General features: G+C 61.3%; 2 protein-coding genes. Both read left to right on the plus strand.

The window, feature by feature from the left end:
• The first annotated feature begins 183 nt into the window (after positions 1-183).
• Positions 184-441 carry a hypothetical protein gene (locus FJY68_13845; GenBank protein MBM3332908.1) on the plus strand — a complete coding sequence of 86 codons (258 nt, stop codon included), beginning with the start codon at positions 184-186 and terminating at the stop codon, positions 439-441.
• 9 nt (positions 442-450) lie between these two features.
• A complete protein-coding gene (locus FJY68_13850) occupies positions 451-2,904 on the plus strand; it encodes a YncE family protein (GenBank protein ID MBM3332909.1) in 2,454 nt (817 codons plus the stop codon).
• Positions 2,905-3,405 lie beyond the last annotated feature (501 nt).

Genomic DNA, 3,405 nt, shown 5'->3' on the forward strand with positions numbered 1-3,405 from the left:
AACGGCGGAGGCAACTCAGTGACCGTGATCGACGGCACGGCCGACTCAGTTGTGGCGACCATCAACGTGGGTGCGGGTCCGCAGGGGTTTTGCCTGAATCCGGCGCAGGACCTCGTGTACGTGGCGAACTCTGGGAGTTCCAGCATCTCGGTCATCCGCACCTCGCCGCCCGGGGTCGAGGAAATGCCGAACGCCGAAGTGCCAGTAGCGAATCCCGATCCGACGGTTCTGCGCTGCAACCTGCATCTGCCTCTGGCTTCGGGCGTTGAGCGTATGGCGTCAAGCGTGTTGTTGGCCGCCACGGGACGAAAGGTCCTGAACCTGAAGCCGGGAGAGAATGACATCAGCCATCTGGTCCCGGGAGTGTACTTCCTCCGCGGATCGATGACCGAAGACGGAAGACCGGGCGCCTCGGTTCGCAAAGTCGTGGTGACAAGGTAGGAGGAACGCATGACGCGTGGCACCAAGGACCGCGTTCGGGGCCGCTACTCCATTCCGACCATCCGGGCCGCCAAGGCCAAGGTGCTTCTGCGCGCGCTGGCACTGGGATCGCTGCTCGCTATGCCTACTCACGCTCAGTATCTTGAGACTACGATAGACCTGTGCCCTGGCGGCGTTGGCAGCGTGCTGCAGTTGGACTGCATCGCCGTCAACCCTGCAACCCACACGGTCTATGTCGGCGGAGATGGATGGGTCGCGGTGGTAGACGGAGCTGGCCTCTCCTTCGAGAAACGGATTCAAGTCGACAGCCGGTGCCGGGCCCTCGTCTACGTGCCGGCGAAGAACAAGCTGTATGTCGCGGGTTGGGGTAGTCCGCCGGACAGCGTGGTCTACGTCATCGACTGCGGTACGAACGAGGTGCTATCTCGCGTCCGCGTCGGCCTACGGCCCCATGCTCTCTGCTACGACTGGTTGGACAACAAGGTCTACTGCGCGAACTACTCCTCGAACACCGTTTCGGCAATCGATGTGTCCGGCGACAGCGTCGTTGCGACGATTCAGGTCGATAGTCAACCCCGGGCGCTCTGTTTCAATCCGGTTGACCGCAAGGTTTACTGCGCCAACTTCAAGTCCGCCTCAGTTACGGTCATAGGTGCGACTATGGACACCGTCGTGGCAACGGTCAACGTGGGGAACGGTCCCGTTTCCTTCTGCCACAACTCCCGAGACAACAAGGTGTACTGCGGGCGCGGATACTTGAGTGGGCACTTCACGGTAATCGACGGCGCGGCCGATACGGTTCTGGCCACGCTGCAAGTAGGAGGAGAACAGAATAGCATAGCCTACAGCCCGCTTACCGGCCGCGTCTACTGTACCAACGAGGGGGCTATTGTCGTCATAGACGGCGCTGGCGACAGCATCCGAGGGTCCTCGGCCGGGGGCTACCCTTGGCAGTCGGTGCTGTGCAACCCCGCAAACGGCAAACTCTACGCTGCGACGGATGATGGCCGCATGGGCGTCATCGATGGCGTCACCGATAGCCTTCTCGCGGTCTTCATCCTCCCTGACGACTCAAGACGGCTGGCGGTGGACCCGACCCTGAATCGCGTGTACGGGGCTTATGTGAACACGCCCTCGGTGGCGTGTGTGGACGGCGCGGGCGATTCGCTGCTGGCGGTGGTAAGAACGGGCGTGAAGCCCTTCAAGATCTGCTACAACCCGGTCGAGGACAAGCTCTACACAGTGAACCGCGACAACTGCGGTTCCGTATCGGTCGTCGACGCGGCGACAAACTCACTTCTCTCGACGATCCCAATGCACGGGTATCCATGGGAGGCCGCATGCGATTCCGCCAATGACAAGGTATTCGTTTCTCTCCGGTCCGGGCACGGAGGCGACTCCGGCGTTGTCGTGATTGACTGCCGCGCCGATGCAGTTGAGGCGGTGGCGTCCGTATGGGACGACCCAACGCGTCTGCTTGACTACCACCATGAGCCTGACAGGGAGTGCGCGCCCAACTCCAAAGTGTATTGCTCGCAAGTCCGCTTGAAAAGACACTCCGTGGCAGTGATAGATGCACGAACGGACAGCGTGCTGACGACCATCCCGTTCAACTGGGGCGCGCCCTACAAGATGGCCGTGAATCACAGCTATGACAAGCTATACGTGGCCAACTACGATGGCAATCAACTGGCCATTATCAGTTCAGCAACCGACTCTGTAGTCAAGCTCGTCCAAGTCTACGCCGGCCCAGGTTTCACGATTCACTACAACCCTGCGGCCGAGAAGCTCTACGCGTCTACCAACGGTATGTACTGTGGCTACGTGACCATTGTCAGCGGCCGCGATGACAGCATCATCAGAGTATTGGAGACTCCGTTCATCGGGATGGCGTGCCAGAGTCCCGCCAAGCCCGATGTATTCATGTATGGCACAGAGGGGGTCTTTGTGATTGACGGTCTGGGCGATTCGGTTCTGACTCGCATCTCGACGCCAAATCCGCAGTACTCTCTCGCCATGGAATGCGACATCGGGCACGACAAGGTCTATTGCAGCGTGGACAGCACTGTGGTGATCATTGACGCCCTCACGTACCGCGTGACCCGCACAATTCGAGTTGGCCAGTATCCGGGCGACATGGTCTGGGTCCCTAGGCATAGCCGGATGTTCGTTGCCAACATGAGAAGCTCTTCCATATCGGTAATCCGGGACACACCACTTGCGGTCGAAGAGCAACGGGCAGTCGCGACTGAGCCTTCACCGCCGACGGTGGTTCGGCGTAGCGTGCCACTGCGGTCCGCGACGACCGGCGACATCTGCGACGTGTCCGGACGCAGACTGAAGGTGCTGAATCCCGGTGCAAACAACATAGGCCATCTGGCACCGGGGGTGTACTTTGTCCGCGAGGAGCTTCCAGCCTCCAGCCACAAGCCAGCCGTGCGGAAGGTCGTCCTGACCAAGTAGCCTTTTCCAGAACCCGTCGTAGCATCGCTGCCCGCGTTCTCGCGGGCAGCTAGCTTTCGGGTGGCTTGGCCGAGAGCCGCAGCCCCAGAACCGAGATTGATGGCCACGAAGACACGAGAGCGGAGTGAAACGGACATGTCGTATCCCGCACCCATTCGTTTCGTGTCCTTCGTGCTTTCGTGGCTCCAATGTTGGATTCAGAGCCGCAGCCGTTGGCCGGTTCGGCGGGTGGCAGGAACCCCGTACAGGGCCGGATGCCCTCCTGGATGCAGGGGGGGATGCTGGCCGGGATCCCGTCCCGGATTCCGGGAGGGGTGCCCCTCCTGGTTCCCCGGGGGATTCCGGCACGGATCCGGGGAGAGGTCCCCACCCGGATCCCCGCTGGGATACGGGGAGAGTATCCCGCCCGGTACCGGGGTCGGATTCCCGGAGAGATGCCTTCCCGGATGCCGAGTGGTATCCCCGGAGAGATGCCCAGCCAGATGGCCGGGGATATTCCCC

The sequence above is a fragment of the candidate division WOR-3 bacterium genome (genome assembly GCA_016867815.1).
Lineage (GTDB): Bacteria > Hydrothermota > Tepidihabitantia > Tepidihabitantales > Tepidihabitantaceae > UBA2258.